This is a genomic window from Rhodovulum sp. YNF3179, assembly GCF_050586465.1.
In the GTDB taxonomy this organism is placed as follows: domain Bacteria; phylum Pseudomonadota; class Alphaproteobacteria; order Rhodobacterales; family Rhodobacteraceae; genus CAJXYS01.
The window spans coordinates 427469-452077 of record NZ_JBOCEG010000001.1 but is presented as its reverse complement, the minus strand read 5'-3'; the positions used below and the strand labels follow the sequence as shown (position 1 = coordinate 452077).

At 68.7% G+C, this 24609-nt stretch carries 21 protein-coding genes and 2 tRNA genes; 6 read left to right on the top strand and 17 right to left on the bottom strand.

Annotation, left to right across the window (positions count from 1 at the left end; translation table 11 throughout):
* Nucleotides 1-28: 28 nt before the first annotated feature.
* From ACQ5SP_RS02305 to ACQ5SP_RS02285, 5 genes are all read right to left on the bottom strand, one after another.
* Complete coding sequence (locus ACQ5SP_RS02305; protein ID WP_430936009.1) at nucleotides 29-517, bottom strand: UPF0262 family protein; 489 nt, start codon at nucleotides 515-517, stop codon at nucleotides 29-31.
* Nucleotides 514-1824, bottom strand: a complete 1311-nt coding sequence (gene hisD, locus ACQ5SP_RS02300) for a histidinol dehydrogenase (protein WP_430936007.1) — start codon at nucleotides 1822-1824, stop codon at nucleotides 514-516. Before hisD ends, ACQ5SP_RS02305 begins: the two co-directional genes overlap by 4 nt.
* Before the next feature lie 129 nt (nucleotides 1825-1953).
* Nucleotides 1954-2436 (bottom strand): DUF2948 family protein, encoded by a 483-nt coding sequence (locus tag ACQ5SP_RS02295; protein WP_430936005.1) that lies wholly within the window; start codon nucleotides 2434-2436, stop codon nucleotides 1954-1956.
* Nucleotides 2433-3701, bottom strand: a complete 1269-nt coding sequence (gene murA, locus ACQ5SP_RS02290; RefSeq protein ID WP_430936003.1) for a UDP-N-acetylglucosamine 1-carboxyvinyltransferase — start codon at nucleotides 3699-3701, stop codon at nucleotides 2433-2435. Before murA ends, ACQ5SP_RS02295 begins: the two co-directional genes overlap by 4 nt.
* A 9-nt stretch (nucleotides 3702-3710) precedes the next feature.
* Entirely contained in the window at nucleotides 3711-3875 is a 165-nt protein-coding gene (locus ACQ5SP_RS02285) for a hypothetical protein (protein ID WP_430936001.1), read from the bottom strand.
* A gap of 89 nt (nucleotides 3876-3964) precedes the next feature.
* Between ACQ5SP_RS02285 and ACQ5SP_RS02280 the strand changes: the two genes are divergently transcribed.
* From ACQ5SP_RS02280 to ACQ5SP_RS02270, 3 genes are all read left to right on the top strand, one after another.
* Nucleotides 3965-4039: transfer RNA gene (locus ACQ5SP_RS02280), tRNA-Thr, on the top strand.
* A 237-nt stretch (nucleotides 4040-4276) separates the two neighbouring features.
* A complete protein-coding gene (locus tag ACQ5SP_RS02275) occupies nucleotides 4277-4612 on the top strand; it encodes a hypothetical protein (RefSeq protein WP_430935999.1) in 336 nt (111 codons plus the stop codon).
* A gap of 63 nt (nucleotides 4613-4675) precedes the next feature.
* Entirely contained in the window at nucleotides 4676-5485 is an 810-nt protein-coding gene (locus tag ACQ5SP_RS02270; protein ID WP_430935997.1) for a fructosamine kinase family protein, read from the top strand.
* Between the two features lie 6 nt (nucleotides 5486-5491).
* Here ACQ5SP_RS02270 and ACQ5SP_RS02265 read toward each other — a convergent pair whose 3' ends face one another.
* The 8 genes from ACQ5SP_RS02265 to ACQ5SP_RS02230 all read right to left on the bottom strand — a co-directional run bounded on the left by ACQ5SP_RS02265 (nucleotide 5492) and on the right by ACQ5SP_RS02230 (nucleotide 16443).
* On the bottom strand, nucleotides 5492-7408 hold the full coding sequence (locus tag ACQ5SP_RS02265; RefSeq protein ID WP_430935995.1) for an acyl-CoA synthetase: 1917 nt from the start codon (nucleotides 7406-7408) through the stop codon (nucleotides 5492-5494).
* Between the two features lie 135 nt (nucleotides 7409-7543).
* Entirely contained in the window at nucleotides 7544-9337 is a 1794-nt protein-coding gene (locus ACQ5SP_RS02260) for an ABC transporter transmembrane domain-containing protein (RefSeq protein WP_430935993.1), read from the bottom strand.
* 184 nt (nucleotides 9338-9521) lie between these two features.
* Nucleotides 9522-9595 (bottom strand) — tRNA-Gly (locus tag ACQ5SP_RS02255).
* 190 nt (nucleotides 9596-9785) lie between these two features.
* Nucleotides 9786-10508 carry a glutathione binding-like protein gene (locus tag ACQ5SP_RS02250; protein ID WP_430935991.1) on the bottom strand — a complete coding sequence of 241 codons (723 nt, stop codon included), beginning with the start codon at nucleotides 10506-10508 and terminating at the stop codon, nucleotides 9786-9788.
* Nucleotides 10505-11719 carry a CaiB/BaiF CoA transferase family protein gene (locus ACQ5SP_RS02245; RefSeq protein WP_430935989.1) on the bottom strand — a complete coding sequence of 405 codons (1215 nt, stop codon included), beginning with the start codon at nucleotides 11717-11719 and terminating at the stop codon, nucleotides 10505-10507. Before ACQ5SP_RS02245 ends, ACQ5SP_RS02250 begins: the two co-directional genes overlap by 4 nt.
* A 209-nt stretch (nucleotides 11720-11928) precedes the next feature.
* The gene (locus ACQ5SP_RS02240; protein WP_430935987.1) at nucleotides 11929-12945 is read right to left on the bottom strand and encodes a TauD/TfdA dioxygenase family protein; all 1017 of its coding nucleotides are present in this window, start codon (nucleotides 12943-12945) and stop codon (nucleotides 11929-11931) included.
* A gap of 196 nt (nucleotides 12946-13141) precedes the next feature.
* A complete protein-coding gene (locus tag ACQ5SP_RS02235; RefSeq protein WP_430935985.1) occupies nucleotides 13142-15151 on the bottom strand; it encodes a hypothetical protein in 2010 nt (669 codons plus the stop codon).
* Between the two features lie 65 nt (nucleotides 15152-15216).
* Nucleotides 15217-16443 (bottom strand): ATP-grasp domain-containing protein, encoded by a 1227-nt coding sequence (locus ACQ5SP_RS02230; protein ID WP_430935983.1) that lies wholly within the window; start codon nucleotides 16441-16443, stop codon nucleotides 15217-15219.
* A gap of 682 nt (nucleotides 16444-17125) precedes the next feature.
* Between ACQ5SP_RS02230 and ACQ5SP_RS02225 the strand changes: the two genes are divergently transcribed.
* Nucleotides 17126-17764, top strand: a complete 639-nt coding sequence (locus tag ACQ5SP_RS02225) for an NAD(P)-dependent oxidoreductase (RefSeq protein WP_430935981.1) — start codon at nucleotides 17126-17128, stop codon at nucleotides 17762-17764.
* A 74-nt stretch (nucleotides 17765-17838) separates the two neighbouring features.
* Here ACQ5SP_RS02225 and ACQ5SP_RS02220 read toward each other — a convergent pair whose 3' ends face one another.
* Nucleotides 17839-18576 (bottom strand): vWA domain-containing protein, encoded by a 738-nt coding sequence (locus tag ACQ5SP_RS02220; RefSeq protein ID WP_430935979.1) that lies wholly within the window; start codon nucleotides 18574-18576, stop codon nucleotides 17839-17841.
* Between the two features lie 133 nt (nucleotides 18577-18709).
* Between ACQ5SP_RS02220 and ACQ5SP_RS02215 the strand changes: the two genes are divergently transcribed.
* Nucleotides 18710-19759, top strand: coding sequence for an ankyrin repeat domain-containing protein (locus ACQ5SP_RS02215; protein WP_430935977.1), 1050 nt, complete (start codon nucleotides 18710-18712; stop codon nucleotides 19757-19759).
* A gap of 6 nt (nucleotides 19760-19765) precedes the next feature.
* Here ACQ5SP_RS02215 and ACQ5SP_RS02210 read toward each other — a convergent pair whose 3' ends face one another.
* From ACQ5SP_RS02210 to ACQ5SP_RS02200, 3 genes are all read right to left on the bottom strand, one after another.
* The gene (locus ACQ5SP_RS02210) at nucleotides 19766-20467 is read right to left on the bottom strand and encodes a DUF1194 domain-containing protein (RefSeq protein WP_430935975.1); all 702 of its coding nucleotides are present in this window, start codon (nucleotides 20465-20467) and stop codon (nucleotides 19766-19768) included.
* 81 nt (nucleotides 20468-20548) lie between these two features.
* The gene (locus ACQ5SP_RS02205) at nucleotides 20549-21511 is read right to left on the bottom strand and encodes an agmatinase (RefSeq protein ID WP_430935973.1); all 963 of its coding nucleotides are present in this window, start codon (nucleotides 21509-21511) and stop codon (nucleotides 20549-20551) included.
* 32 nt (nucleotides 21512-21543) lie between these two features.
* Nucleotides 21544-22314 (bottom strand): TIGR01458 family HAD-type hydrolase, encoded by a 771-nt coding sequence (locus ACQ5SP_RS02200; protein WP_430935971.1) that lies wholly within the window; start codon nucleotides 22312-22314, stop codon nucleotides 21544-21546.
* A gap of 99 nt (nucleotides 22315-22413) precedes the next feature.
* Between ACQ5SP_RS02200 and uvrB the strand changes: the two genes are divergently transcribed.
* Nucleotides 22414-24594, top strand: coding sequence for an excinuclease ABC subunit UvrB (gene uvrB, locus ACQ5SP_RS02195; protein ID WP_430935969.1), 2181 nt, complete (start codon nucleotides 22414-22416; stop codon nucleotides 24592-24594).
* Nucleotides 24595-24609 lie beyond the last annotated feature (15 nt).

The following is a 24609-nucleotide window of genomic DNA, read 5'->3' as shown; positions in this document are numbered from 1 at the left end:
TGAGGGAAAATCTTCCGCCACGACCCCGTCAGCCCCCGAAATGCAGCACGCAGATCAGCGTGAAGAGACGGCGCGCGGTGTCGATATCGACCCTGACCTTGCCCTCCAGCCGCTCCTGGAGGATGCGCGCGCCCTCGTTGTGGATGCCGCGCCGGCCCATGTCGATCGCCTCGATCTGGCTGGGCGGCAGTTTTTTCACCGCGTCGAAATAGCTTTCGCAGATCTGGAAGTAGTCCTTCACGACCTGCCGGAAGGGCCCGAGCGACAGGTGAACCTCGCCGGCCGGGTCGCCCGCCTCCGTGCGGATGTCGAGCACGAGCCGCCCCTCGCGGATCGAGAGGTTCAGCCGGTAGGGACCGGGCGGCACCGCGCGATCCTCGCGCATCTCGGGGACGAAACTGTTGTCTTCCAGCAGGTCGAAGATCGCGACGCGGCGCTCCTGCTCGATCTCGGGCGTCGGCGCCGGCAGGCCGGTATCGTCGATCTCGACATGGGACAGGCGGCCGGTCTCGGTCATCGGGCGCCCTCGTTCAGCTTGTCGAGCCGCGCGCGCACGGACAGGCCGTGCGCCTCGAGGCTCTCGGCGATCGCCAGCCGCTCGGCCGCCGGGCCGATGGCCGCCAGCGCGCCCGGCGTCATCTTGGCCAGCGTCGTTCGCTTCATGAAATCCAGCACCGAGAGGCCGCTGGAGAAGCGCGCCGAGCGGCCGGTCGGCAGGACGTGGTTCGGCCCGCCGACATAGTCGCCGATCGCCTCCGGCGTCCAGCGGCCGAGGAAGATCGCGCCGGCATGGCGGATCTTCGCGGCCAGCGCGTCGGGGTCGGCCACGGCCAGTTCCAGGTGCTCGGGCGCGATCCGGTCGCAGAGGGCGGCGGCCTCGTCGAGGTCGCGCACGGTGATGACCGCGCCGAAATCCCGCCAGGACGGCCCGGCGATGGCGCGGCGGGCCAGCGTCTCGAGCCGGGCCGCGACGGCCGCCGCGACAGCCTGCCCGAAGGCCGCGTCATCGGTGATCAGGATCGCCTGGGCGCTCTCGTCGTGCTCGGCCTGGCTCAGCAGGTCGAGCGCCACCCAGTCCGGATCGTTGTCGGCATCCGCGATCACGAGGATCTCGGACGGGCCCGCGATCATGTCGATCCCGACCTGCCCGAAGACACGGCGCTTGGCCGCCGCGACGAAGGCGTTTCCGGGGCCGGTGATCTTGTCCACCGGCGCGATGGTCTCCGTGCCGTAGGCCATGGCCGCCACGGCCTGCGCGCCCCCGATGCGGTAGACCGTCTCGACCCCGGCGAGGCGGGCGGCCAGCAGGACCAGCGGATTGGCCACGCCGTCGGGGGTGGGCGCGCAGATGACGAGCCGCCCGACCCCGGCGGCGGCGGCGGGGATGGCGTTCATCAATACCGAGGACGGGTAGGAGGCGAGCCCGCCGGGCACGTAGAGGCCCGCGGCCTCCACCGGCGTCCAGCGCCAGCCGAGCGCCGCGCCCGCCGCGTCCGTCCAGCCCGCGTCTTCGGGGCGCTGGCGGGCGTGGTAGGCGCGGATGCGCTCCGCCGCCTGCTCGAGCGCCGCCCGGTCCCCGGCGTCGACCCTGGCGATCTCGGCCTCGATCTCGTCCGGGGTGAAGGCCAGCGTCGCGGGCGTCAGGTCGAGCCGGTCGAATTTCGCGGTCAGCTCGATCACCGCCGCGTCGCCCCGCCGGCGCACATCGGCGATGATCCCGGCCACGGTCTCGTCCACGTCGATTTCCGCCTCGCGCTTGGCATCGAGGAAATCGGCGAAGCGGGCCTCGAAACCGGCCTCGGCAGTGGAGAGGAAGACGGGCATGCGGCAACTCCTTGATCAGGCCCCGACATAGCGCCGCCGCGCCGGGGCCTCAAGCGTCAAGGCGCGTGGCAGGCCGCAGGGCCGGGATTCCATGCCTCCGGCGGGGATATTTCCACCACCTGGACGGGGTCAGTCCAGGGGATGCTCCGGCGCCCGGCCCGAGGGCGCGCCGTAGGGCCGCGTGACGTCCCTGAGCAGGACGTCGAGGCATTCCACGTCCAGCGCGATCGCCCCGTCGCCGGCCAGCGTCAGCGTCAGCCGCCCGGTGCCGTCCGCGCCCGGCGCGAAACCGATGGACAGAAGCGAGAAAACCATGTCCGGATCGTCGCGCGCCACGCCCTGGCTGGCCACGGCCCGGACGTCCTCGATCACGAGGAGGCTCTGGACGCGTTCGGGCGCATGGTTCCGGGGTGCCGTGCGAGCCCGGTCTTCCCAGCGGAACCGGTTGATCAGCAGCGCGAAGCGCCGGGCGCCGGGCTGCCAGGTCATCTCGCGCGCGGGGAAGACCGCGTCCTGGGTCAGCGCGGAGATCACGGAGAGATCCTCGGCGTCCAGCGCCTTGAGCCGCAGGGGCCGTTCCGCCCCGTCCTCGAAGCGCGCATCCTCGGTCATGTCTCGGGCACCCTTTCGATCGTCGCGCCGACGGCGGAGAGCTTTTCTTCCACCCGCTCGTAGCCGCGGTCAAGGTGATAGACCCGGCGGACCACCGTTTCGCCCTCGGCGGCGAGCGCGGCGAGGATCAGCGACACGCTGGCCCGCAGGTCCGTCGCCATCACCGGCGCGCCCCGGAGACGCTCGACCCCCTTGACGGTCGCGACGCCGCCATGCACGTCGATCTCGGCGCCCATCCGCATCAGCTCGGGCGCATGCATGAAGCGGTTCTCGAAGATCGTCTCTTCCAGCCGGCTGGTGCCCTCGGCGGTGCACATCAGCGCCATCATCTGCGCCTGCAGATCGGTCGGGAACCCCGGGAAGGGCGCGGTCGTCACGTCGACGGCGCGGACCGCGCCGTTCCGGCGGCTGACCCGGAGCCCCCCGGGCGTCTCGGCGATCTCGATCCCGGCCGCCTCGAGCCTGTCGGCGAAGCTTGCCACGAGGTCCCGGCGCCCGCCCGGAAGCTCCACCGTGCCGCCGGTGACGGCGGGCGCCAGCATGTAGGTGCCGAGCTCGATCCGGTCGATCACCACCGGGTGGGTGGCGCCGTGCAGGCTGTCGACCCCCTCGACGGTGATCGTATCGGTGCCGGCGCCTTCGATCCGGGCGCCCATCCGCACCAGGCAGTTCGCGAGATCCACGATCTCGGGTTCGCGCGCGGCATTCTTCAGCACGGTCGTGCCGCGGGCCAGCGTCGCCGCCATGAGCACGTTCTCGGTCGCACCGACCGAGACCAGCGGGAAGCTCACCTCGGCCCCGGTAAGCCCGCGCGGCGCGCGGGCATGGACATAGCCATCCCTGAGGTCGAGTTCCGCGCCGAGCGCCTCGAGCCCCTTCAGATGCAGGTCGACCGGCCGCGCGCCGATCGCGCAGCCGCCGGGCAGCGAGACCACCGCCTCGCCGTGGCGCGCCAGGAGCGGGCCGAGCACCAGGATCGACGCCCGCATCTTGCGCACGATGTCGTACTCGGCCTTGAAGCTGCGGATGTCGTGCGAACTCATGGCGAGCACCTGGCCGTGCTGCAGAGTCGAGACCTCGGCGCCGAGCGAGCCGAGCAGCTCGGCCATGGTGCGGATGTCCGAGAGGCGCGGCGCATTGGTCAGCGTGAGCGGTTCGTCCGTCAGCAGCGTCGCCGGCATCAGCGTGAGACAGGCGTTCTTGGCGCCCGCGATGGGGATCCGGCCGTCGAGCCGCGCGCCCCCTTGGATGACGATGGAATCCATGTGCCTGCCTCAGTCCTTGTCCCCGGCCCCGTCGGCCGGCTTGCGTGCGCGGGCCTGCGCCTTGCGCCGGCGCAGATTGGCCCGAAGCGCGGCCTTGAGCCGCGTCTCGCGGTCCGTCGCCGGTTTGCCGGGCTTGCCGTCGCCACTGCCGGATTTGGGGGGTGTTCTTGTCATGGGGGATGTCTAGCGCAGGCAGCGAAAAGGGTCCAGATTGCGCTTGCGTCCCGGCGCGAATGCGCTTAAACGCACCCGCACGAATTCGGGCCGCAGTAGCTCAGTGGTAGAGCGCACCCTTGGTAAGGGTGAGGTCGGGAGTTCAATCCTCCCCTGCGGCACCATCGCCCCCCTTTTCCACCTGATATCCGGTCACTGGACCACCGGCGCTCCCTGCAGGGAGCAGCGCTGCGCGCCTGCGGTTTCCACGGGTGGGGCCGTTTCAAAAACGCCTATAATTCCAGCACTTTAATATCACACTCGGATTTCGAATTGTTGCCAAATTTGAAACAAATCGATTTTTCAACTATATATTAACCATAAGAAGCAAAAAACATCGAGCAGCAACAGTGAGGCAGGTCATGTCATCTGCAGACCTATATACCCGCCGTGGCGCATGGCGCGCGGATGCGCGTCAGAAGCTGCGGGTCGCCCTGGAGGAGCTCTCCGCGGGCCTCCAGGAATATGGCCCCGTCGCCGGGGTGATGCTTGGGCTGGGCGCCCTGCTCTACCAGGCGGACCAGCCCAGCTACCAGGATCATCCGGGGCGCATCGCCACGGTGGTCGAGACGCCGGGCATGCCCGCCTGTGCGGGCGCGGCGGAATGCGCTGGCAACAGCGTGGCGGACCGCGAAGAGACGATGCGCAAGATGCGGCGCGACGCCGTGCGCAACATCCTCGGCGGCCCCGCAGGCTGACCCGGCCGCCCGGCGACGCCTGACGCCGCTTGCGCCTTTCGCGGGGCGTGGCAGTGTGGCCCCATGACATCCATCGCCCCCGACGCCACGCGGCTGCTCGGACAGACCCCGGTCCGGATCGCGACGCTGGCCGGCGGCGCGTTGTCGGACGTGCTGGGCCTCGAGCTTGCCGACGGGCGCGCCGTGGTCGCGAAGTCCGGCCCCGCCCCCCGGACCGAGGCCGCCATGTTGCGCGCGCTCCGGGCCGCCGGCGCGCCGGCGCCCGCGGTGATCGCCGCCGACCACCGCGTTCTGGTGATGGAACGCCTGCCCGACGGCGGCGGAATTTCGGCCGCGGCCTGGGGCGCGCTCGGCGCCGTCCTGGCCGGGATGCACGCGGCCACCGGGCCGCGATACGGCTGGCCCGAGGACTACGCCTTCGGCGCGGTAGCCATCCCCAACGCCGCCACGCCGGACTGGCCCGGTTTCTGGGCCGAACGGCGGCTTCGCCCGGAGATCGCGCATCTGCCGGCCGACCTGGCCGTCCGGATCAGGCGCCTTGCCGCGCGGCTGCCGGGGCTGCTGCCGGCGACACCGCGCCCGGCGCTGCTGCATGGCGATCTCTGGACCGGGAACATCCTGGTCGACGGGGACCGGATCGCGGGCCTCGTGGACCCCGCCTGCTACTACGGCGATCCCGAGGTGGACCTGGCGATGCTGAGCCTGTTCGCCACCCCGGCGCCCGCCTTCTGGGCGCGCTACGGCGCCCCGGACGCCGGCTGGCCCCGGCGCCGCGCGATCTACCAGCTCTGGCCGGCCATCGTGCACATGCGCCTCTTCGGGGAAGGCTATCGCGGGCTGGTCGAGCGGAGCCTCGCCCAGGCCGGGGCCTGAGCGGGTTCAGGGGGCCGGGGCGGTGTCGACGGCCCATTCCCAGGGCCGCGTGAAATTGCCGAGGCAATGCGACACGCCATCCGCATCGACATCCGCCGCGGTCCTTTCGACCCGCGCAACGAGGCCTCGCTTCTTGTCCTCGTAGACCTCGATCACCTCGGCGGCGAGCCCCTCTGCCGCGAGGGCCTCGCTATAGACGCGGCGGATCGCGCTCTTGCGCAGCTCGTTCTTCAGGACCTTGCCGACCGCCGTCTTGGGCAGTTCGCCGATAACCTCGACATGCTTCGGGATGGCGGCGCGTTCATGGATCCTGTCGCGGGCGTAGGCAAGCAGGTCTTCGCCGGTCGCCCGACCGCCCTCGACCAGTTCCACGAAGGCGCAGGGCAGTTCCCCCGCGACCGCGTCGGGCTGGCCGATCGCGCCGACGAAAGCCACGTCCGGGTGCGAGACCAACGCTTCCTCGATGATGGCGGGATCGATGTTGTGCCCGCCGCGGATGATGACATCCTTCGCGCGGCCGGTGATCCAGACGTACCCGTCGGCATCCACGCGGCCCAGATCGCCCGTCCGCAGCCAGTCGCCATCCGCGAAGAGCCCGGCATTGCGATGATCCTCGAGATAGGTCCGTCCGGTCAGGACGCCCGGGTTCCTCACGCAGATCTCGCCCACCTCGTCGGTGGCGCATTCCGCCTCGACCGTGCCGTCCTCGGCGCATTTGAGGATGCGGACCTCGGTATAGGGAAAGGGCAGCCCGATCGAACCGACCTTCTTCTCGCCGTGATAGGGGTTGCAGGCGACGAGGCAGGTGGCCTCGGTCAGGCCGTAGCCCTCGAGGATCTCGACCCCGGTGGAATCGCGGAACTTGGTGTAGAGCTCGACCGGCAGCGCGGCAGAGCCCGAGATCGCCGTCTTGAGCGTCGAGACGTCGGCATCGACCGGGCGCTGCATCAGCGCCGAGACCGCGGTCGGCACGGTCACCAGGAAGGTGACCCGCCAACGTTCGATCAGCTGCCAGAAATTGTCGAAGACGCCGTCGCCGCGATAGCCCGCGGGCGTGGGAAAGACCACATGCGCCCCCGAGGCCAGGCTGGACATCATGATCGGATAGGCCGCGAAGACATGGAACAGCGGCAGCGGGCACATCAGCACGTCCTGCTCGGTGAAGAGCAGTTCATGCGCGCACCAGCCGTTGTAGATCATGCCGGCATAGGTGTGCTGGGCGATCTTCGGCATGCCGGTGGTGCCGCCGGTGTGGAAACAGGCGGCGACGCGATCCCCTGCCGCGTCGGCGAAGTCGAGCCGATCGCCGCGCTGGCGGCGCATCTCGGCGGCGAAATCGAGCACGCGGGCCGCGTGGCCCGGCCGCACCCTGGGCCGGACGAGCGGCACGATCCAGGACTTGGGCGGGGTCAGGTAGCGGTTCAGATCGACCTCGAGCACCGTCTCGACATTCGGCGCCATCGCCACCGCCTCGGCCGCTTTCTGCGCGACGTCGGTCTTCGGAAAGCCCTTCAGCGTGACCAGGACCTTCGCACCGGTCTCGCGCAGCAGCGCGCCGATCTGCTCGGCGTCGAGCAGCGGGTTGATCGGGTTGACGATCCCCGCGACCGACCCGCCCAGAAGCGTGACCACCGTCTCGTTGGCGTTGGGCAGCAGGTAAGCCACCACGTCCGTCTCGCCGATGCCGAGGCTGCGGAAGAGGTTGGCCGCCTGCGTGACCCGCCCGTGCAGGTCGCGCCATGTCAGGGTCTCGGCCTTGTCGCGCGCGCCGGACAGGATCTGGAAGGACACCGCGTCGCGGTCGGGGAAGGCGTCGCGCGTCCGGGTCAGGAACTCGTACATGGTGCGGGCGGTCAACCGCTCCGACCATGGCTTCTCGTTCTCGATCGCCCGCTTGTCGGCGAGCGTGGCCATACGCGCCATCGTCATCCTCCCCGTTGCGCCGTCTTCCGCGGCGCCGATCTCCCTTTATTCGTGGAGGATGTGGTCAAAACCGCCGCCGCGCAAGTGTGACGCCACGGTATTCGGCCCGCCGCGGGCGGCCGCGGGCGGGGTCTCTCACTCTGCCGCGAGCCCCTCGGTGAACTGCAACCGGGCGAGGCGGGCATAGAGCCCCCCCTGGGCCACCAGCTCGTCATGGCTGCCCTGGGCGACGATGCGACCGGCCTCGAAGACCAGGATGCGGTCGGCCTTCTTCACGGTCGCGAGACGGTGGGCGACGATGATCGTGGTCCGTTCCTGCGCCAGCGCATCGACCGCGTCCTGCACCGCGCGTTCGGATTCCGCGTCGAGCGCCGAGGTCGCCTCGTCCAGCAACAGCACCGGGGCGTCGCGCAGGATCGCCCGGGCGATCGCCACCCGCTGTTTCTGCCCGCCCGACAGCATCACGCCCCGCTCGCCGACATAGGTGTCGTAACCCTCGGGCAGCGCAGACAGGAAGTCATGTGCGTGGGCGGCCCGCGCCGCGGCCTCGACCTCGGCATCGGTGGCTTCGGGCCGGCCGAAGCGGATATTCTCGCGCGCCGTGTCGGCGAAGATCACCGGGTCTTGCGGCACCATGGCGACCGCACGCCGGAAGTCAGCCCGCGCCATGTCGCGCAGGTCGGTGCCGTCCAGCGTGATCCGCCCCGACGCCGGGTCGTAGAACCGCAGAAGCAGCTGGATCACCGTGGTCTTGCCCGCGCCGGAGGGGCCGACCAGCGCCACGGTTTCACCCGGCCGGATCGACAGCGACACGTCGTTCAGCGCCGCCGTCTCGGGGCGCGCGGGATAGTGGAAGGTCACCTCGTCGAAGGCGATCCGTCCCTGCGGCGCCGCCGGCAGCGGCACAGGCGCCTCGGGATCCGTCACCCCGTCCTCGGCGCCGAGAAGCTCCTGCAGGCGCTCGGTCGCGCCCGCGGCGCGCTGCAGCTCGCCCCAGATCTCGGTCAGCGCGCCCACGGAGCCGGCGACCATGACCGCGTAGATGACGAACTGCACCAGCTCGCCGGCGGACATCGACCCGGCCTGCACGTCGCGCGCCCCGATCCAGAGCACGCCGACCACGCCGGTAAAGATCAGGAAGATCACGATCACCGTCATCAGCGCCCGCGTGCTGACGCGGCGCAGCGCGACGTCGAAACTGTTCTCGGTCACCTTGTCGAAGCGGGCGCGGCTCAGCGCTTCGTGGGTGAAGGCCTGCACCGTCTGCACCGACAAGAGCGCCTCGGAGGCGTTGCCGGAACTGCGCGCGATCCAGTCCTGGTTCTCGCGGCTCAGCACGCGCAGGCGGCGGCCCAGCACGATGATGGGCACGATCACCAGCGGCACGATCAGCAGCACGAGCCCGGTCAGCTTGGGGCTGGTCACCAGCATCAGCGACATGCCGCCCAAAAGGATCAGCGCGTTGCGCAGCGCGATCGAGACCGAGGACCCGATCACGCTCAGGATCAGCGTGGTGTCGGTGGTGATGCGGCTCAGCACCTCGCCCGTCATGATCTTCTCGTAGAAGGCGGGCGACAGGAAGATCACCCGCGCGAAGACGGCCTTGCGGATATCCGCGACCACCCGCTCGCCCAGGCGCGTCACGAGGTAATAGCGCAGCCCCGTTCCCAGGGCGAGCAGCCCGGCGATGGCGAGCGCGGCCGCGAAATACTTGTCGAGCAGCGCCGCGTCTCCGGCGCCGAACCCGTCGACGACCCGGCGCACGGCCATCGGCAGGATCAGCGACACCGCCGCGGTCAGGACCAGCGCCAGGGCGGCGGCGGCAAGCAGGCGCCGATAGGGGGCCAGGAACGGCACAAGGGCCCGCAGCGCGCCGATGCGCTTGGACTTGTCACGCTCTTCCGTCACGGTCTTGGGCTGGCGAGCCATGCGCGCTGTTCCTCCCGGGGTCCGAAGCCCCAATTAGGACAGCCCGCGCGCAGGCACAAGCCCGCGGGTGCCGCAGGGCCGGCACCGGGCCGCGATCCGGCCTCGCGGCGGTCCGAAGGGACCGCTCCCGCAAGGGCCTCGGGGCCGGTGCGACCCGCCGGACAGGAGGGCGTGGGAAGAAGGCTGGAGCGGGTAGCGGGAATCGAACCCGCACGACCAGCTTGGAAGGCTGGGGCGCTACCATTACACCATACCCGCTCGATGTCGGCCTTGTACTCAAGGCGGCAAGAACGGTCAAGTTGCCCGAGGCCCCGTGACCCGCGTTCGACGCGCCGGAAAGATCATCCGCCGCCTGGACGGACCGGGTGTCGCGACCCCGGTCCTTGCGCCACGCGCGGCCTCGGAAAACGGGCGCGGCAGCCATGCCCGGACATGGTCGCGCCGGATCTCACTTGGCTTTCGGCCTCAGGGATGCGGCGCTCTGGCTGAAAAGAACCGTGTTGTTGTCCACCCGGTGCCGACCGCTGTTCTGCTCGGATTTGTGCAGATCAATCGCGCGTTGCACGGCGGGGCGGGTTTTGATCCGTGCGCGCCAGTCGGCGACACGCGGGAACGCGTCCAGCGAGGCGCCCAGCGGTTTCGCGATAAAGGCCCATGGGAAGGCCAGCATGTCGGCGATGGAGTATTCCCCGAGAATATAGTCGCGGTCCTGCAGGCGGTTTTCGAGGACACCGAGGTTGCGGTCGTATTCGCCCAGGTAGCGTTTGAAACCGTAGTCACGATCCGCCTCGGGCGCATAGTTCCGGAAATGGCTGAGCTGTCCAGCCATCGGCCCCTGGTTGCCCACCTGCCAGAAGAGCCATTCCATCAATTCCTTGCGGGCGCGCAGATCGTCCCTGCCCGGGGCGAATTGCCCGGTCTTGTCGGCAAGGTACAAAAGCACCGCGCCCGATTCGAACACCGGAACGGGATCGTTCCCCCAGGCTGGATCCGGCGCATGATCCACGATGGCCGGCATCTTGGCGTTGGGGCTGATCTCCAGGAACTCCGGCGTGAACTGGTCCCCTTCGCCCAGTCGCATCAGTACCGGACGGTAGGCGAGGCCCGTCTCCTCGAGCATGATGGCGGCCTTCCAGCCATTGGGCGTCGGCGCGTAGTACAGGTCGATCATGAGAACGCATCCTGGGTGTCGGTGGCGATGCCTTGCGCGATCATCCCGTCGATGGTCGCGTCGTCGTAGCCTGCCTCTGCGAGCACGGCGCGCGTATCCTCACCCAGCTTGCGGGCGGGCTGCGGGGCGTCTGGCGGGGTCGCGGAAAAGCGGGCGGGCGTTCGGGCCTGGCGTATGCGGCCTGCCTGGGGATGATCTTGCTCGATCACGGTGCGATTGGCCTGCACCTGCGGGTGCTCGCAGACCTCGGCGCGGGTCAGGACCGGCGCACAGGGGACATCCTGCGCGCTCAGCCGGCGCATCCAGTTGTCGGTCGTGTCCTTCAACAGTTCCTCCTGCGTCAGCTCCAGCCTGGCGGGCTTGTTTTCTTCGCGGGCGGCCACGGTTGCAAAGCGCGGATCCGTAAGCCAGTCGGGCCGGCGGACCGCGGCCGAGAGCCCTGCCCATGTGCTGTCCGTATGCGCCGAAACCGCCATCCACCCGTCAGCGGTCTGGTAGATGAGCTCGACAAAGCTTTGCGCCTCGGCACGCCCGGCGGGCTTGGCTTCGTCGCCCACGAAGGTATAGCCGGCCATGTCCGAGCTCCATAGAAACGCCAGCACGGTGTCCAGCATCGAGATCTGCACGTGGCTGCCCGCACCCGTGCGGGCCCGCGCCAGGAGGGCCGCGGTTACGGCCTGGGCGGTCTGGATCGCGGTCAGCTTGTCAGGCAGGATCGTGCGCACCAGCCGCGGGCGCGCCGTATCGGCCCCGCCCTGGATGCTTGCCAGCCCCGACAGGGCCTGGATCAGCGGGTCATATACCGGCTTGCGCGCCCAGTCGCCTTCGAAGCCGAATCCCGCGATCGACGTGTAGATTATGTCCGGCCGAACGGCGCGCACGGCATCCTCGCCCAGGCCGATCCTGTCCGCCACGCCCGGGCGGAAATTCTGCACGAACACGTCCGCGCCTGCGCAGAGCCGCAGCGCCGCTTCGACCCCGCGCGGATCCTTGAGGTTCAGCGTGACGGATTTCTTGCCGCGGTTGTTGTTCAGGAAAGACGCCGAGAAGCCTCCCCGCCGTCCCGTGACCTGCCGGCTGTGGTCGCCGCCGTCCGGATGCTCGATCTTGATCACCTCGGCGCCCTGGTCGGCCAGGGTCATCGTGGCAAGCGGACCCGAGATCATCGTGGTCAGGTCGATGACCCGAATTCCTTGTAAGGGGCCTGGCATCAGATCGGTCTCCGGATCGGGTGGAACGGTACGCGGGCTGGCCACGACACTGCGGCGCCCGTTTTCCCCGGCATTCTCGCCGCTCTGGGGTGGCGGTGCAAACCATCATGCGGCGACGTGACGAAAAGGAAAGCCGCCGGTGACCGCCTGCCCCGCCACCGGGCGTTTTCCCCCGGCGCCCCGGACGTCTCGGCCCGGCGGGGATCTTGCTAGTTCTGCATGGGGATATCATCGTCCCAGCGAAAGCCCAGGCCTCCGCCTTGCCAGACGCCCTCGCCGAAGGGGCTGGCCGCACCGATGTCGAGGTAGAGCGGCAGCTCGAAGCCCGGCGCCAGGTCCTTTACGCCGCGAACCGTGCTGCGATGCATGATCCGCAGGCCCTGTTGCGCAGCCGGCATGTGGGCCTCGGGCGCAGCGCGATGGGCGACGGCCAGGTTGTCGATGAAGACGCAATCGTTCGCCTCGTATTCGTAGGCGACCGCGTATCCCTGCGCCAAACCCGCATTCAGAATGTCGTTATACGCGTGACAGAGCTGCTTCAGCTCGTCCGCCTGCAAGAGGCGGAAACCGGGCGCATCGGGCAGTTTCTCGATCACCGCGCCGGTCATGCCCAGGTGCAGCCAGATGCACTTTTGCCTGGATACGGGATGCTCGTGGAACAGCGGATGCACCACGCCCGACGCGGAGTTCACGGAGGACAGGCGCCCCCAACGCTCCTTGCGCGCGTCCGGGAGCATATCGTAGGCGATGCCCTGATGGGCGAAATACGTCCCGCCGCCATGCTCGGCCGGCCGGATGATGTGATAGCCCGAATGCGAAAACGTGGCCGGGGTGAAACTGCCGTCATTGTGCCATTGCGGCCCCACATCCGGAATCCCGTGCCGGCGATCATTCGAGAGCCGGAAGATGTGGCGATTGCCTCCGGGCGTCGCCGGGTGGACGCCATGCGTGCTGTGCAGCTCCCGTCCGCCCCACCAGCAGCTGGCGCGCAGGAAGTCCTCGGGTTCGATCGCCTTCCGGTTCTTGAAGGCCAGGAAACCCCGACGCGCCATTTCAAGTTCAAGCGCGTCCAGAACGTCACGCGGCGGCGTCTCGCCGGACGCAAGGTCGATGCCGCTGACCTGCGCGCCGATCGGGTCCAGCGGGGTGATCGTACCGCCAATTCTTTCCACGGCGGCGACGCATGCCGGGTCAACGGGGGGTAGCTTGGATGCCTGTGTGTTCAAACCGGGCCTCCTTTCCTCTTGCAGACCTAAGCCGCGCGGGGGCCCGGGAAAAGGGGGACCCGGTCGGCGGGGCCTGAACGCGCCGGTTTCTCCGACGGTCGGTCAGGACGGCCGGCCGCGCCCCATGCGATATCCGGGGCAGCTGTCCCGGCCTTCGACCGGACCAGCTTGCGGTCGTGACCGGCGGCCGGCGTCGTCAGGTGCCAGGATCGGCTGACCCCACCATCGAGCCGGGATCCGGAACCTTCCGGTCCGCCGCCCAGCTTTCGAGCGCCATCCGCTCGATACGGCCTGCAATCTCTTCCGGAACGTAGATCTCCGTGTCGCTTGTGGTCGGGTCGTCGTGGAAAAGATACAGCCGCGAGACGAACTGCTCGAACGGCAGCGATCCCTCGCCATGGCGCTCGCCGTTGCCGCTGGTGGACACCACGACCCCGGCCCCCCAATCCTGGCCGCTGTCATTGTTCGGATTGAAGAAATAGACCCGGTGTGCGCCGGTCTGATCGGTCTCCACACGCAGGATCGCGATCGCGTGCCACCCGACGAAACGCGCCGCCGAATCCGTGACCGCGATACCGGCCGGCTGGGGGTGGATGACCGGGCGCCCGCCGTTGAAGGCGGGATGATAGCCCCTGCAGAACCGCTCTACGAAGCCGGTGTAGTCGCTGAGCAGGCCGGTCGCGATATCGACCGCGACGACGCAATCGCGCGCGACCCACCATCCATGGAACTCGGGATTGACCCAGCGATGCGGATCGCCGGTCCGACCGACACAGCGCCGCCCCATCTCGGCGTAGATCCGGTCCAGGTGGGGCACGAGCGCCACGGAAACCGGATCGGCATCGATCGGGGCCCCGGCCGCAAGGCCGGCCGGCATATCCCGCGACTCGATGGGCTGGCCTTCGAAATGCATGAGGATGCTGTCGACCTCGCTGACCTGCCGGATCAGGTGCAGGACGAAGTCGGGATCGTTGAACGACCACATCGCGATCGCACGTGCGGACTGACAGGTCGGGTTGGCGCCCTGGCCCAGGCCGAGCGGCTGCCCCAGGACCGAAAGCGTCCCGGCCAGCAACAGCCTTTCGGGCGCCACCAGATCCCCGAAGGCAAGCCGGATACGCTCGGCGACCGGCGCTGTCAGGCGCGTCCGGAGCTGGCGTTGCAGGGCCGGGACGATCGGGGGGGAATGCAGGATCCCGCGATCGAGCAGCAGCGCCAGCCCGTAAACCGACTGCGGCGTGTGCTCGGAAATCGCCGTTTCGATGAGATCGCCGACCAGCCCCCGCCAGCGACGCAGGGAATCCTTGCCCGTCGGCCCCAGGCCCAACGTATCGGGCAGGAAGTCGGCGTCGGTCTTGGTCGCAATCCAGCGCAGGAACACCGCGTGGTAGTCGGAGACGAGGCCCGTGTCGTGCATGGCCCTTGAAAAGCCAAGGGCCTCGCGCTGCAGCCCGCTTTCATCGAGCGCGGCGATACGGTCGAGAAACAGGTCGACCCCGGGATCGTCGATGCAGGCGGAGGTCGGCCCGAACAGGGCGCTCACAAGCCGGTCGGCACCAAGTCGCTCTTGCCCCGGATCCACGCCCTGGCCGCTCATGGCCAGCGAGATCTGCATGATCATCTCCTTGACCGGCCCGACCTCGACGGGGCGCTGGTCGAGGATCCGCCAGATTTCCTCGACAAGGGTCCCGAGCACGTCGCCGAAGCCGATCCGCGCGACGATGAAGCCGAAAACCCGCCGGCGAAGGCCATCGGGGTCGGTTTCCCGGTCGGCCTCGTTCGCGGCCTCGAAAAAGTACCGCAGGTTATGCGCGAGGACCTGGGTCAGGAAATGCCGCGCGGCATCCGCATGGAGATTGCGATGGGTGCCGTCCCCCGTGGCGATCGCCAGGAACCGCAGCAGGCTCGCCACCTCCAGCGCGATGAGGGCGCGATCGCCGCTCTCCAGCGTCTGCCCAACCAACTGCGGCAGCAGCGCTTCGGGCGCATCCCAATCCGAACCGCCGAACAGGCCCGCCCGGTCCATGCGGGACGCTTCCCCGAAAACGACCTGCAGTCCGCCGGGTTCGGCCAGCAGCCGGCCGACAACGTCCAGAACGGCCGGCTGGTGACGGTGTTTCGCGAAAGGACGGGCCTGCTCCAGACGCGAGACCACCATGTCCAGCGTGCCCGCGAGCCTGCTCGACTGATCTTCAGTCGTCACCATGAATTCGGCCTCCGAGGCTGCGCATCTCGGCGCAGCAATACACCACGGGCATCGCGCCCGAAAGTTCAGACGTAGAAGTCCAGCTCTTCCTGGGCCTTCAGCAGGTCGCGCAATTCGTGCGGATCTTTGCCGAAGAAGAAGGCGAGCCCCCAATGCGTGCCGAAGGCCGTGCGCTTCGTGACCTTCTGCTCCATGGGCTCAGAAAGCTCGTGGAATTCGAAATAGGGATGCTTCTGCGTGTTTTCCGGCACCTCCAGCCGGCTCACGACACGCCGGCGCGGATAGACGCCGAAGCAGCCCGCGTGGCCGGCGGCGCCCGTCACTGGCTCGGGGAAGAAGGCGTCGAGCTCTTCCTGCGTTGTCTTCGGATCGAAGGCGACGATGAGACCCTGGTAGCCGTTGAACCCGTAGGCGCGCTCGATCAGTTCCAGTGCCTTGAAGCCGGGCGGGCGGTAGGCAACCTCGCCGAAATAGAGCTTGCCGTCATTCGTCAGGAAGTATTCCGGGTGGATGAACCCGAAATCGATGTCGAAGGTCTCGATCAGCTTCTCGATTTCCTCGGTGACCCGCGCGCGGTGCGCCTCGAGTTCGGGTGTCGCGGGAACGAAGACCGAGTAGCCGAGCGTGACATACTCCGAAATGTTGAGGAACTGGATCTTGCGATCCTTGATCCACGCCTCGACCGCGAATTCCCAACCGTCGAGATGGCTCTCCAGCAGCGCCGGAAATTCCTCGTCGGGAATGTTGTCCACGTCTTCGGGGGTGCGGATCACACGGTGTCCGGCGGTGCCCGACTTGTCGAAAGCCTTGAAGTGGATCGGATCGTTAGGGTCGCCATCCAGCTTCAGAAGGGTCTGGTTCACCCGCATGAGGAACCGGGTCACGTCACCCCTGTCATGGGCTTCCTCGAACACACCCACACGGATCCCGCCAAGCTGCGCCCGGCGCTTCATAAGGGACTTGTCGCGGAAGAGCATCGACTGGCCGAGCAGGCGCGGATTGTCCATCAGGACGGCGTTGATGGCGCCGGCCCATTCAACCGTCTCCTCGTATAGCGGGATGGCAACGTCGACGCCCTCTTCCTTCAGCCGGGTCGCCAGCTCGTGCGAGCGTTCGTTGAGCCGGTCGAAATCCCAGCCGATGAAAGGGATATCGTTCTCTTCGCAATATGCTTCCGCCCAGGCAGGTGCGACCACGACATAGCGCCGGTCGAACCTGTCGGCCGCGTCGATTGCGTTGAGGCTCCAGCCAAGAAGGGCCACGTAGCCTTTGTCCGGGTCGTAGGTCTCCATTGTTTTCTCCTTTCGCGGCTCGAAGCACGCAACGCCCCCGCGATCCGGTTGTTCCACCGGTCCGCTACCGTTTTCGAACAGGCAAGCCGTGGGATGGAGCGGTCGCTCTTTGCCGAATGCCGCGCGTGGTTAACTCATTCCGAGGATCTTAGTTCGACAAATTTAGTTTGCAATAGCGAAGTATTTTTTCTGGGAGATGCGCTACTAATCCGATGTTTTATTGATATTATTTCCAGCAGCCCAGTAATACTATTACGTTTTTCTAAGCAAAAGAGTCCTGGCCGACGCCCACCCCAGCCCGGATGGATCGGCGTTCCCACGGCCCCGGCACGCGGAAGGCGCCCGCGATCTGTCCAGGGGCTGGCAGACCGACGCCACAGGCGCGGCCGGGGCGCCGGTCCCACGCGCCACCTTTCCCCGGCGGGCGCACGCAATAGGTTCAGGCGGGGCCGGCCACCGCGTGGCGGGCCCGGAAAATCAGCGATGCCACGGGCATGACCGCCACCTCACCGCGTGGCGTCCATGTCCGGAAACCGGGACCATGGATCTCGAGGGCACAGGTCCCGGAACCGATCCGGACCCGGGCAATTTCACCCGCAACCGCCCGCGGTGGCGGCGCGTCGCCCCTGCAGGACGCCCCCCGGTGCCATGGGCACGGGCTTAACAACGAGGACACGAAGCGATGGACGGACCAATCGTAGTTTTCGGCGCCACCTCTGGCATCGGTGCGCGGTGTATCGAGGAGGCGGCCTCTCGCGGGCTTAAGGTCAGGGCCTTCGCAAGGGGTGCCGGCTCAATTCAGGCGACAGACTTGATCGACCCGGTTCCCGGCGACGCGCTGCGTCCGGGGGACGTTGCGCGCGCGCTCGAGGGCGCCCGGGCCGTGATCTACACGCTGGGCATGAAGACCCGGCCGCCCGCCACGTCCCGGGTGAGCTTGTTCTCGGAGTCGACCGAGGTGCTTCTTCGCGAAATGAGCAGGGCCGGCGTCAGCCGCCTCGTGGCGGTCACCGGGTTTGGCGCGGGCAGAAGTGCCGACGCCATGAGCCTGCCCGAGCGGGTTGCGCAGCGTGCGGTGCTGGGCAGGGCCTACGCGGACAAGGGGCGGCAGGAGCGCCTCATAATGGACAGCACCGTCGACTGGACGATCGTCCGCCCGGTAATCCTGATAAACGGGCGCAACTCAAGGCGCGTGCGGATCCTCAAGCGACCGGAGACCTGGCGCAACGGTCTCGTCGCGCGCGCGGAGGTCGCGGCATACCTTGTCGATGCCGTCGAACGCGATCTCGATATCCGGTCTGACGTGGTCATATCACGCTGACCCTCACCCCGTCACAACCCGCGACCGATGCGGCTTTCGGACCGACGCAGCCCACAGCCCCGGGGCGCGCAGGGTCAGCCCGCCCCGCGCCGGCGCGGGGCCGCGCCGATCAGGGCGCAGCCCAGCGTCACCTGCAAGGCGCGGGTCAGCTCGTCGACCGTATCCGTGGAGACGAACATGCCGCCGGTCGCGTCGGCGAGACACTTGGCGACGGTCTCGCCGCCGTCGTAGCTGTCCGCCTCGGGGCTGTTCCAGCTGAAGTAATCCTCCACCACCTTGAACCCGATCACGTGCACGCGCAGTCCCGGACGTTCCGCCGCCAGCCGGGCGCCGAGCGCGCAGGGCCGGCCGCCACAGGTCTCGTTGCCGTCGGTGACCAGCACGACGATGCCGGGCCCGCCGCCCGCCTCCAGCACCGCGGCCGCCCGGTCGACCGAGGCCGCCAGCGGCGTCAGGCCGGCCGGCTCCAGCCCCTCGACGGCCGCGATCACCGCCGGGGCCGCGTCGGGCGCCGGCGGGAAACGCAGATCTATCCCGCTACAGGCATCCGCGGCGCCGGGGCCGTAGATCAGAAGCCCGACATCGCGGAACGGGGTGATATCCGGCATCGCACGGCGCACTGCGGCGCGGGCATCGACGATGCGCGGGTTGGCCGAGATGTCGTGCCCGACCTCGGCCATGCTGCCCGAGCCATCGAAAACGAGGATCGCATCCTCGGCGCAGCCCGTGGCGCCGCCCGCGTCGGGCGCGCCGGCCGCCAGGCCCGCGGCGCAGACGCCGGCAAGCAGTCGTTTCAGCCTCGGTGCAGACATGCCATCCCCCCTGTTCTGCAGAGAGCTTAGCGCGGGCGCGGCGCCGCGCCAACGGCATGCGTTTCCCGTATAAGGGCTTGCCACGACGACGGCGTCCGTCGCAGGATCACCCAATTGGATGCGAATGACATTGATGTTGACCGACCGCCTCAAGACGGCCCTGGCCTTGCCGGTGACGGCCCTGCTCATCCTCGTGCCCCCCGTTGCCGCCGGTGCCGAGACCTGCGCGCCGTGGAACACGCGGGACTTCCTGTCCGCGGCCAGCGCCGACGAGATCGCCGCCTGCCTCGAGGCCGGCACCCCGGCCACGGCACGGGACGCCGAGGGGCGCACGCCGCTGCACTGGGCCGCCGCCTACAATCCCGATCCGGCCGCCTCCGCGGCCCTGCTCGCGGCCGGAGCGAACCCGGATGCCCGGACGCTGACCGGCATCGCGCCGCTGCACATGCTGGCCGAGGCCGGCGGCGCGCCCGAGGTCGTGGAGCTGCTCGCCGCCGCCGGCGCCAAGCTGGCGCCGCGCAGCGAGGAACTCGCCACGCCCCTGGCCGAGGCCGCCCGGCGCGGCCATGTCGAGATCGTCCGCACCCTGCTCGAGGCCGGCGTCGCGCCGGATGACGGTGAAGGCACGCAGATCCCGCTGCACGTCGCCGCGGGTCACGGGCGGGCGGGCGTGGTGGAAGTGCTGCTCGATTACGGTGCCGACCCGGCGCTGCAGAACGTGCTGGGCTCCACCGCGCTGCATGACGCGGTGCTGGGCAACCACCTCGAGATCGTGGAGCGCCTGCTCGCGGCCGGCGCACCGGCCGATATCGCCTATCCGGGCAACGAGACGATCCTTCACATCGCGGCGGCCTATTCCAAGGACGCCGGCATCATCGAGGCGCTGGTCGCGGCCGGGGCGAACCCGAATGCACGGCTGAAGGCCGAGTCCGTGATCTACGATCCCGAAAAGGCCTTCGGGGACACGGATTTCGCGGTGCGGCCCCCGCCCGGGTCGACGCCCCTCCATTACGCGGCGCGGCTCTCGCGCGCGCCCGGTGTCATTGACGCCCTGCTCGACAACGGGGCACGGACCGATCTGCTCGACAACAACGGCAAGACCGCCTGGGACCTGATCGCCCCCCGCGAGGCGATGAAGGCGCATGAGGTCTACTGGCGGCTGAACGATCTGCGCTTCGAGTGAGCCGGGTCAGCGCCGGGCAACCTGTGCGGCCGGCATCTCGCCCGAGATTTCGAGGATCAGCTTGCGCTTGATCGCGTCGGCGAGGTCCGCCTCGTTCGCGGCGGTCACGACGAAGGCACCCGGACCGCCGATGATGCGTTGCTCGTAGATCGCGCCGAGGTCGGGGTAGCGGGCGGGCGTGTCGCAGAACCGGCAGAGGATCGGCAGGCCGTTGATGGTGATCCCGGCCGCCACGACCTCCGTGCGCGCCGCTTCGATGGACGGACCCGAATAGCTGTTGGGGCTGTCGCCGGAGAAATCGATCACCTTGCGCCAGCCCTCGAACCCGTTTTCCTCGATCATGCGCTTGCCGTCCAGCAGCGCCGATCCGATCGCGTTGCGTCCATAGGCCTGCCGGGGCGGGGTCACCAGGGCCGCGGCGAAGGCGGCCGCGCTCTCGGGGCCGTCGATCCGGGTCCAGTCGACGACCACCGCGGTGTTGGCCGCCCATTCCACGTAGGTCACGGCGATCACGCCATAGGCGGTATTGGAAATGGCGGACAGCACGCCGGGATCGGTCATGGCCTCGGCATAGCCTTCACGCTGGAACTGGATCTCCTGCGCGGTGATCGATCCCGAGGCGTCGGCCAGCAGCACGAGTTCGAGTTCCACGTCTTCCGCGGCGGCGGGGGACGCGAAGAGAGCGAGGATCAGAAAGAGCGCGCGCATACGAAATACCTAGTCCGGTTTCGTCTCCGGACCATTCATAGCACGGCCGCGCCACACGGCCGAGCGCCGGATCGGCCGCCGTCAGGGCGCGCCGGCGGACGCCATCACGCACAGCAGCTCGAACATGATAGACACGCCGAGAAAGGCCGTGTTCCCGCTCGGGTCGAAGGGTGGCGAGACCTCCACCATGTCGGCGCCCACGATATCGAGACCCGCCAGCGCGCGGACCACCTCGAGCGCCTCGAAGGAATTCGGACCGCCCACCTCGGGTGTGCCGGTGCCGGGCGCGAAGGCCGGATCGACGAAATCGATGTCGTAGGACACGTATGTCCGCCCCGTGCCGGCAATGGCGCGGGCCTCCTGCATCACGTCGGCCACGCCACGGGCGTGGAATTCCTCGATCGGAATGACCCGGATACCGACGCTGTCGGCGAAATCCCGGTCTTCGCGGTCGTAGGCCGTCCCGCGGATGCCGATCTGAACGACACGCTTCGGGTCGAGAAGCCCCTCTTCCACCGCGCGGCGGAACGGCGTGCCGTGGGTATACATCGTGCCGCCGAAATAGCTGTGAAACAGGTCCGTGTGGCTGTCGAAATGCACCATGCCGAGCGGCGCGTCGGCGGCGAGCGCACGCAGGATCGGCAAGGAGCAGAGATGATCGCCCCCCGCGGTAAGCGGCCGGATGCCCGCCGCGCGCAGCTGGCCGTAAAGGGCGGTGATCCGGTCCATGCTGTCCTGCAGGTCGGCGGGGTTCGGCCCCACATCGCCCAGATCCGCGCAGCGCGCCGCTTCGAAGGGGCGGATACCGGTCGCGCCGTTCTCGGCCCGGATCATCGTCGAGAGATCGCGCAGCTGCCGCGGGCCGTGGCGGGGCCCGGGGCGGTTCGTGGTGCCGCTGTCCCAGGGCACGCCGACCAGCCCGATCTCCACCTCGGGAAAGCGCGGATGCCCGGGCGGCACATGCGGCAGGCGCATGAAGCTGGGCACACCGGCGAAGCGCGGCAGCTCGAATCCCGAAACGGGTTGGAAGAAGGTATCGCTCATCTGCTCTCTCCTCGCGCCGGACCCGGTGGCGGTCAGCCGGCGTCGTTCAAAATATGCGCCACCGCGGCGCCCAGGTCGTCGGCCAGGTGTGAGGGCGGCGGGTCCACCGCCGTCTCGTCGCCGGCGCGATACTTGCCCGTGCGGACAAGAACCCCCTGCCCGAGCCCCGCGCGCAGCGCCCCGGCCACGTCGTTCTCGGCATCGTCGCCGATCATGGCGACGGTTCCCGGCGGGCAGCCGGTGCTGGCGACCGCCGCCGCGAAAAACGCCGGCGCGGGTTTGCCCAGCACCTGCGCCTCGGTCCCGCTGGCATATTCCAGCGCCCGGACGAAAGCCCCGGCATCCAGGCTGAGCAGGCCATCGGCGTCGCGGAACACCCGGTTCGCCGCCAGCGCGAGAAACGGCGCGCCATCGGCCAGCAGCCGGAATGCGGCGTTCAGCCGGTCATAGGTGAAACCTGCCCCCGCATCGCCGAGAACGACCGCCGGCGGACCCTGCCAGTCGCCCCCCGCGAAATCCTCCTCGAGTGCCGGGTGCACCAGCAAATGGGCCCGGTGACCTGTCTCGTCCAGCCAGGCGCGGGCGGCGGCGACGGGGGTGAACAGCTCGTCCGGGGCGGCCGCGATCCCGAAACGGGCAAGCTTTTCCAGAACGGCGCGTTTCGGGCTGCGGGACGAGTTCGTCAGGAACCGCACCGGCAGGCCGGCCGCCCGCAGCCGTGCCACGGCGTCCGCTGCGCCGGGAACCGCCGCATCGCCTTGGTAGAGCACACCCGCTATATCGAGACAAACCGCCCGGATCATGCCCCGAAGGTGCGCCGACGCCCCATCGGCGTCAACGCCCGCCTTGAACCCGCGCCGTTTGGGCCCATCCTAGGAACAGTTCCGACGAGAAAGCGATCCATGTCAGACCCGATTCTCCACGCCCCCGCCCCGGATGTTGACGAACGCGAGAAGCTCGAAGGCGGCAAGCGCTTCGTGATGCAGACCGAGTTCCAGCCGGCCGGCGACCAGCCGACCGCCATCGCCGAACTTGCCGGCGGCGTCGCCGAAGGCGAACGCGACCAGGTGCTGCTGGGCGCGACGGGCACCGGCAAGACCTTCACCATGGGCAAGGTGATCGAGGAAACCCAGCGCCCGGCCATCATCCTGGCGCCCAACAAGACGCTGGCCGCACAGCTCTACGGCGAGTTCAAGGGGTTCTTTCCCGACAACGCGGTGGAGTATTTCGTCAGCTACTACGACTACTACCAGCCCGAAGCCTACGTGCCCCGCTCGGACACCTATATCGAGAAGGAAGCCCAGATCAACGAGCAGATCGACCGGATGCGCCACTCGGCCACCCGGGCGCTTCTGGAACGCGACGACGTGATCATCGTGGCGTCGGTCAGCTGCATCTACGGTATCGGGTCGGTCGAGACCTACGGCGCCATGACCCTCGACCTGGTCGCGGGCAACGACTACGACCAGCGCAAGATCATGGCCGACCTGGTGGCCCAGCAATACAAGCGCAACGACCAGGCGTTCCAGCGCGGCACCTTCCGCGTGCGCGGCGACGTGCTCGAGATTTTCCCCGCCCACCTCGAGGACCGGGCCTGGCGGCTGTCGTTCTTCGGCGAGGAACTCGAGACCATCACCGAGTTCGACCCGCTCACCGGCGAGAAGACCGGCACCTTCGACCGTATCCGCGTCTACGCGAATTCACATTACGTCACGCCGAAGCCGACGCTCAGGCAGGCGATCACCAACATCAAGAAGGAACTGCGCCAGCGGCTGGATCAGCTGGTCGCCGAGGGCAAGCTGCTGGAAGCCCAGCGGCTGGAACAGCGCACCAATTTCGACATCGAGATGATGGAGGCCACCGGCGCCTGCAACGGGATCGAGAACTACTCGCGCTACCTGACGGGGCGCGCGCCGGGCGAGCCGCCACCGACGCTGTTCGAATACATCCCCGACAACGCCATCGTCTTCGCCGACGAGAGCCATGTCACCGTCCCCCAGATCGGCGGCATGTACCGGGGCGACTACCGCCGCAAGTTCACCCTGGCCGAGCACGGCTTCCGCCTGCCCTCCTGCATGGACAACCGCCCCCTCAAGTTCGAGGAGTGGGACGCGATGCGCCCGCAATCCGTGTTCGTCTCGGCCACGCCCGGCCCGTGGGAGCTGGATCAGACCGGCGGCGTCTTCGCCGAGCAGGTGATCCGGCCCACCGGCCTGCTCGACCCGCCGGTGGAGGTGCGCCCGGTCGGCACCCAGGTCGACGACCTGCTGGACGAGGTGCGGCGCGTCAGTCAGGCGGGGTACCGCACGCTCTGCACCACGCTGACCAAGCGCATGGCCGAGGATCTGACGGAGTACCTGCACGAACAGGGAATCCGCGTGCGCTACATGCATTCCGACATCGACACGATCGAGCGGATCGAGATCCTGCGGGACCTGCGCCTCGGCGCCTTCGACGTGCTGGTGGGGATCAACCTGCTGCGCGAGGGGCTCGACATCCCCGAATGCGGGCTGGTGGCGATCCTCGATGCCGACAAGGAGGGTTTCCTGCGCTCGGAAACCTCGCTGATCCAGACCATCGGGCGGGCGGCGCGGAACGCGGACGGCCGGGTGATCATGTATGCCGACCGCGTCACGGGCAGCATGGAACGCGCCATCGGCGAGACCGACCGCCGCCGTACCAAGCAGATCGCCTATAACGAGGAACACGGCATCACCCCCGAGACGATCCGCAAGAACGTCGAGGACGTGCTGGCCGGGCTCTACAAGGGCGACACGGACATGGCCCGCGTCACCGCCGAGATCGAGAAGCCGATGGTCGGGCAGAACCTGCAGGCTCATCTCGACGGGCTGAAGGACCGGATGATGAAAGCCGCCGAGAACCTCGAATTCGAGGAGGCCGCACGGCTCCGCGACGAGATCCAGCGGCTCGAGGCCGTGGACCTCGCCGTGCATGACGACCCGCTGGCGCGCCAGCAGGCGGTGGAAAAGGCATCGGCCGAGGCGACGAAGGCCAGCGGACGGTCGACGGCGGGGCGGCCGGGGCAGCGGGGTGGGAATGTGCGGCGCAAGCGGAAGGGCTGAACGTCACGGGCATGC

Bases quoted from the DNA above. Each gene is read 5' to 3' on its own strand.
- ACQ5SP_RS02305 (WP_430936009.1), bottom strand. From the start codon at position 517: ATGACCGAGACCGGCCGCCTGTCCCATGTCGAGATCGACGATACCGGC.
- hisD (WP_430936007.1), bottom strand. From the start codon at position 1,824: ATGCCCGTCTTCCTCTCCACTGCCGAGGCCGGTTTCGAGGCCCGCTTC.
- ACQ5SP_RS02295 (WP_430936005.1), bottom strand. From the start codon at position 2,436: ATGACCGAGGATGCGCGCTTCGAGGACGGGGCGGAACGGCCCCTGCGG.
- murA (WP_430936003.1), bottom strand. From the start codon at position 3,701: ATGGATTCCATCGTCATCCAAGGGGGCGCGCGGCTCGACGGCCGGATC.
- ACQ5SP_RS02285 (WP_430936001.1), bottom strand. From the start codon at position 3,875: ATGACAAGAACACCCCCCAAATCCGGCAGTGGCGACGGCAAGCCCGGC.
- ACQ5SP_RS02275 (WP_430935999.1), top strand. From the start codon at position 4,277: ATGTCATCTGCAGACCTATATACCCGCCGTGGCGCATGGCGCGCGGAT.
- ACQ5SP_RS02270 (WP_430935997.1), top strand. From the start codon at position 4,676: ATGACATCCATCGCCCCCGACGCCACGCGGCTGCTCGGACAGACCCCG.
- ACQ5SP_RS02265 (WP_430935995.1), bottom strand. From the start codon at position 7,408: ATGGCGCGTATGGCCACGCTCGCCGACAAGCGGGCGATCGAGAACGAG.
- ACQ5SP_RS02260 (WP_430935993.1), bottom strand. From the start codon at position 9,337: ATGGCTCGCCAGCCCAAGACCGTGACGGAAGAGCGTGACAAGTCCAAG.
- ACQ5SP_RS02250 (WP_430935991.1), bottom strand. From the start codon at position 10,508: ATGATCGACCTGTACTACGCGCCGACGCCCAATGGCTGGAAGGCCGCC.
- ACQ5SP_RS02245 (WP_430935989.1), bottom strand. From the start codon at position 11,719: ATGCCAGGCCCCTTACAAGGAATTCGGGTCATCGACCTGACCACGATG.
- ACQ5SP_RS02235 (WP_430935985.1), bottom strand. From the start codon at position 15,151: ATGGTGACGACTGAAGATCAGTCGAGCAGGCTCGCGGGCACGCTGGAC.
- ACQ5SP_RS02230 (WP_430935983.1), bottom strand. From the start codon at position 16,443: ATGGAGACCTACGACCCGGACAAAGGCTACGTGGCCCTTCTTGGCTGG.
- ACQ5SP_RS02225 (WP_430935981.1), top strand. From the start codon at position 17,126: ATGGACGGACCAATCGTAGTTTTCGGCGCCACCTCTGGCATCGGTGCG.
- ACQ5SP_RS02220 (WP_430935979.1), bottom strand. From the start codon at position 18,576: ATGTCTGCACCGAGGCTGAAACGACTGCTTGCCGGCGTCTGCGCCGCG.
- ACQ5SP_RS02215 (WP_430935977.1), top strand. From the start codon at position 18,710: ATGTTGACCGACCGCCTCAAGACGGCCCTGGCCTTGCCGGTGACGGCC.
- ACQ5SP_RS02210 (WP_430935975.1), bottom strand. From the start codon at position 20,467: ATGCGCGCGCTCTTTCTGATCCTCGCTCTCTTCGCGTCCCCCGCCGCC.
- ACQ5SP_RS02205 (WP_430935973.1), bottom strand. From the start codon at position 21,511: ATGAGCGATACCTTCTTCCAACCCGTTTCGGGATTCGAGCTGCCGCGC.
- ACQ5SP_RS02200 (WP_430935971.1), bottom strand. From the start codon at position 22,314: ATGATCCGGGCGGTTTGTCTCGATATAGCGGGTGTGCTCTACCAAGGC.
- uvrB (WP_430935969.1), top strand. From the start codon at position 22,414: ATGTCAGACCCGATTCTCCACGCCCCCGCCCCGGATGTTGACGAACGC.